This is a genomic window from Georgenia sp. (genome assembly GCF_054605595.1).
The window spans coordinates 1-4,713 of sequence record NZ_JBTSDU010000180.1 but is presented as its reverse complement, the minus strand read 5'-3'; the positions used below and the strand labels follow the sequence as shown (position 1 = coordinate 4,713).

Annotated in this window: 3 protein-coding genes; 2 read left to right on the top strand and 1 reads right to left on the bottom strand. The window is 70.1% G+C overall.

The annotated features are described in order from the left end of the window. Positions 1-1,649, bottom strand: a 1,649-nt coding sequence (locus ACYC1Z_RS14300) for an aminotransferase class V-fold PLP-dependent enzyme (RefSeq protein WP_461410189.1), incomplete at its 3' end; no start/stop codon positions are given. Positions 1,650-1,952: 303 nt separating this feature from the next. Here ACYC1Z_RS14300 and ACYC1Z_RS14295 point away from each other — a divergent pair. Together ACYC1Z_RS14295 and ACYC1Z_RS14290 are read left to right on the top strand one after the other, a co-directional pair. After that, on the top strand, positions 1,953-3,506 hold the full coding sequence (locus tag ACYC1Z_RS14295) for a 3' terminal RNA ribose 2'-O-methyltransferase Hen1 (protein WP_461410188.1): 1,554 nt from the start codon (positions 1,953-1,955) through the stop codon (positions 3,504-3,506). Beyond that, a partial coding sequence (locus tag ACYC1Z_RS14290; protein WP_461410187.1) for an AAA family ATPase occupies positions 3,503-4,713 on the top strand: 1,211 nt, incomplete at its 3' end. The genes ACYC1Z_RS14295 and ACYC1Z_RS14290, both read left to right, overlap by 4 nt.

Genomic DNA, 4,713 nt, shown 5'->3' with positions numbered 1-4,713 from the left:
ATCTCCAGGTGGTCGATCGGGCCGTCGGGGGCAGGTGTGGCTGCCGTGAGCACAGCCTCGGCCTGCTCGAGGTAGCCCTTGAGATCGGACTCCGGTGCGCGGTCCTGATGGCTCGGGTAGCGCATGGCGCCCTGCGCGTCATACGTCACCTGGTCCAGCCGCAGCGGAGGCTCGGCCGGTCCCTGACGGTGCCGCCAGAGTCCGGTGCTCGGCTCGAACCGGTAGTCACCGAGCAGGCGCCACCCGTCCCTGGCCACGAGCCGCACGGCCTGCACGACGTAGGAGAAGACGGCCTCGGAGATGAAGTAGTTGAGGTTCACCCGGACCCAACCGGGCTTGATGCCCTCGCACCCGTGGGCTATCTCGCGGTCGAACTCGCGCGACCGCTCCTGGTCGATGCCCAGCAGTCGGTGTCCGTACGGGCCTGCGCACGAGCACCCGCCGCGGGACTGGATCCCGAACAGGTCGTTGAGCAGGGCGACGACGAAGTTGTGGTGCAGGTGTCGCCCGCTCGGGGCACGGACGACGAACGAGAGGATCGAGAGCCGCTGCGCCTGCAGGTCGCCAAGGATCTCGACGGACGGCTCCTGCAGCCAGGCGCCGATGGCACGCCGCAGGTAGTCCTCCTCGTGGGAACGGATCACGTCCACCCCCACGGCCTGCTTCAGCTGGAACACCAGCCCGGCGCGGATCGCCTCGACGATGGCCGGGGTGCCGCCCTCCTCGCGTTGGGCGGGGTCGTCGACGTACCGGTGCTCACTGGGGTTGACGTAGGCCACGGTGCCCCCACCGACGACGTCGGGCACCCGGTTGGCCAGCAGCTCGCGCCGCACGACCAGGACGCCAGGAGTGCTGGGCCCGCCGATCAGCTTGTGGGGACTGAGGAAGATGGCGTCCAGGTAGGACAGCGGGTCGCCGCCCGCTGCGGCGTGCATCTCGATGTCGACGTAGGGGCCGGCGGCGGCGAAGTCCCAGAACGACAGGGCGCCATGGCGATGCAGCAGGGCAGAGAGGCCGTGGGTGTCACTGACGATGCCGGTGACGTTGCTGGCCGCCGAGAACGAACCGATGAGAAGCGGCCGGGCGGCGTACTTCACCAGCTCCCGCTCGAGCTGGGCGGCGTCGATGTGCCCATCGGAGTCCTGGGAGATCACGACGACGTCCGCGACCGACTCGCGCCAGGGCAGCTCGTTCGAATGGTGCTCGAAGGGCCCGATGAACACGACGGGGCGATCCTGGGCGGCGATGGTGTCGCTCAGGTGGTAGCGGTCGTCCAGGCTCGAGGCAAGCCGGATCCCGAGGATGCCGACCAGCTTGTCGATGGCTCCGGTGCATCCCGAGCCGGCGAAGATGACGACCGTGTCCTCGTCGCCACCGACCGCGGCGTGGATGATCGCGCGCGCGTCCTCGCGCAGCCGGGTGGTCTGCAAGCCGGTGCCGCTGGATTCCGTGTGCGTGTTGGCGTAGCGGGGCAGCACCTCGTCCCGGATGAAGTCCTCGATGAAGGTCAGGGCCCGACCCGAAGCCGTGTAGTCGGCGTACGTCACCCGCCGCGGACCGTACGGCCCGGGCATCACCTGGTCGTCGCCGATCACGGACCTGCGGATCCTGGCCACCAGTGGGCTCGGGATCGGACCTCGGGTGCTCATGGTCGGAGCCGATGGCCGGCGCTCGACCCTGTTCCGTTGCCGTACCAACCCATCAACGTGAACTCCTCCTCGACTCACCCGGTTGCTCGGTGGACGACTCCAGCGGATGCAGTCCCGGGGGGTGGTGTAGGTGGGCCTGCTGCGTGAGCAGCTCTCCTGGAGTCGACTATGCGTCCTCTGGGCGGGGATGTCGACTCCCTTCCTTGGTATGTCGAGCCATGGTTCCTTGGTGTGTCGAGCCGTGGTGATCGCGGCGGGTTCGGGCGAGGGGAGCTCGACCGGGTGGACCCCGGTGGCAGGATCATGGACGTGCTGCTCACCGTGACCTCGACCGCGCCGACCGCTACGGATCTCGGGTTCCTGCTGCACAAGCACCCCGCCAAGGTGCAGGCCTTCGAGCTGGCCGTCGGCACGGCGCACGTGTTCTACCCCGAGGCGACCGACGCGCGCTGCACGGCTGCCCTTCTGCTCGAGGTGGACCCGATCGCGCTGGTCCGGGGCAAGTCAGGGGACTCGAGGTCGGGTTTCAGCCTGGCGCAGTACGTCAACGACCGGCCCTACGCCGCCTCGTCCATGCTCGCCGTCGCACTCGGTCGGGTGTACCGGACGGCGATCGCCGGACGGTGCGAAGCCCGACCGGACCTGCCAGGACGCGCGATCCCGTTGGAGATCCACGCACCGGCCGTCCCCTGCCGCGGCGGCGCAGGCGTCGCAGAGCAGATGTTCGGACCGCTCGGCTGGCACGTCGAGGCGATACCGGTCCCCCTCGATCCGGAGATCCCCAGCTGGGGCGACTCCCGATACGTCGACCTGCGGCTCACCGGCACGCTGCGACTGTCCGACGCGCTCAGCCACCTCTACGTCCTGCTCCCGGCCCTGGATGCCGACAAGCACTATTGGGTCGGGCACGATGAGATCGACAAGTTGATGCGCGCCGGCGAGGGGTGGCTGGCGACACACCCGGACCGCGAGCGCATCGTCCATCGGTACCTCGCCAACCAGCGCAGCCTCGCGACGTCGGCGCTCGAACGCCTTGCCGAGGTGGACGACGCGACGCCGGAAGCCCTCGATGACGCCGTCCTCGACCCGGACGAGCTGATGGCCGACGCCACGGGTCGGGTCGGCGAGGAAGATGCCCTGACCGACGCCGTGGTCGAAGAGCCCGGGGCCCCACGGGTACCGCTGGCACGTCGACGCCTGGACGCCGTCCTGGCGGCGATCGCCGAATCGGGCGCGCGCTCCGTGGTCGACCTGGGTTGCGGGGAGGGGACGCTCCTGGCTGCGCTTCTGGACGACCGGACCTACGAGCGTCTCCTCGGCGTCGACGTGTCGTTTCGGGCCCTGCAGCTGGCCACCCGCCGGCTGCATCTGGAGACCCTGGCGGCGGCCAAGCGTTCTCGGATCGAGCTGGCGCAGTCCTCGGTCACCTACCGCGACGCGCGGGTCGCCGGCTTCGACGCGGCAGTCCTCATGGAGGTCATCGAGCACATCGATCCACCACGACTCCCTGCCCTGGAACGGGCGGTGCTCGGCCATGCCCGGCCCCGCACCCTGATCGTCACCACCCCGAATGCCGAGTACAACGTGCGGTTCCCCCACCTACCCGCCGGGCACGTGCGCCACCACGATCACCGGTTCGAGTGGGGTCGTGCGGAGTTCACAGCGTGGGCGCAGGCCGCGGCGCGCGCCCATGGCTACGCCGTCACCTTCCGGCCGGTGGGCGCCGAGGACGACGAGGTCGGCCCGCCCACGCAGCTGGCGGTGTTCACCCGAACCGACCACGCGGGCGAATCCGGTGCGGCAACCGACCTCGCCGCCATGCCGGACGCCGACGCCGCATCGAAGGTCGGCTCATGACCGCGCTCACGATCCCGGACCTGTCGCTCGTCGTCCTGGTCGGCGCGTCCGGTTCCGGCAAGTCGACCTTCGCGGCCCGGCACTTCGGTCGGTTCGAGGTGCTCTCGAGCGACTTCTGCCGGGGACTGGTGTCCGACGACGAGAACTCCCAGGCCGCGACGAAGGCCGCGTTCGAGGTGCTCCACTTCATCGCGGGCAAGCGGCTCGACGCCGCGCTGCTCACCGTCGTGGACGCCACGAACGTGCAACCGGAGGCCCGCAAGAGCCTCATCGCCCTCGCGCGCGAGCATGACGTGCTTCCCGTTGCCATCGTCCTGGACCTGCCCGAGGAGCTGTGTCTCGAGCGGAACGCGACGCGTACCGACCGTGACCTGGGCCGGCACGTGGTGCGCAGACAGCATCAGCAGCTGCGCCGGTCGCTGCGATCCTTGCGCCGGGAAGGATTCCGCACGGTCCACGTGCTCAGCGACGTCGAGGAGGTGACCGCCGCGACGATCGTCCGCGCACCGTTGCGCAGCGACCATGGCGACGACCATGGCCCGTTCGACGTGATCGGCGACGTCCACGGCTGCCGCAGCGAGCTGGAGACGCTCCTGGTCGCCCTGGGCTACGTCGTCGTTCGTGACGAGGCCCATCGCGCCGTCGACGCCATCCACCCCGAAGGGCGCCGTGCCCTCTTCCTCGGCGACCTCGTCGACCGTGGCCCTGACTCCCCGGGCGTACTACGCCTGGTGATGGGGATGGTCCAGGGCGGCCACGCGCTCGCGGTGCCCGGCAACCATGAGAACAAGCTCGTGAAGGCGCTCGACGGCCGACAGGTGCAGGTCTCGCACGGTCTCGGCGAGACCCTTGCCCAGCTGGCCGGCGAGCCCGAAGGGTTCCGCCGGGCCGTGCGGGACTTCTGCGACGGCCTCGTGGCTCACCGGGTGTTCGACGACGGCCGGCTCGTCGTCGCGCACGCCGGCCTCAAGGAGGCCTTCCATGGGCGGGCCTCGGGCCGGGTCAGGAGCTTTGCCCTGTACGGGGACACCACGGGTGAGACCGACGAGTACGGGCTGCCGGTCCGGCTCCCCTGGGCAGAGGAGTACCGCGGGCGGGCCATGGTGCTCTACGGGCACACGCCGACCCCGGTCGTGACCTGGGTCAACAACACGATGTGCCTGGACACCGGGTGCGTCTTCGGCGGGCACCTGACCGCGCTGCGGTA

Excerpts from the sequence above, each read along its gene's own strand:
- ACYC1Z_RS14295 (WP_461410188.1), top strand. The coding sequence starts at position 1,953 with ATGGACGTGCTGCTCACCGTGACCTCGACCGCGCCGACCGCTACGGAT.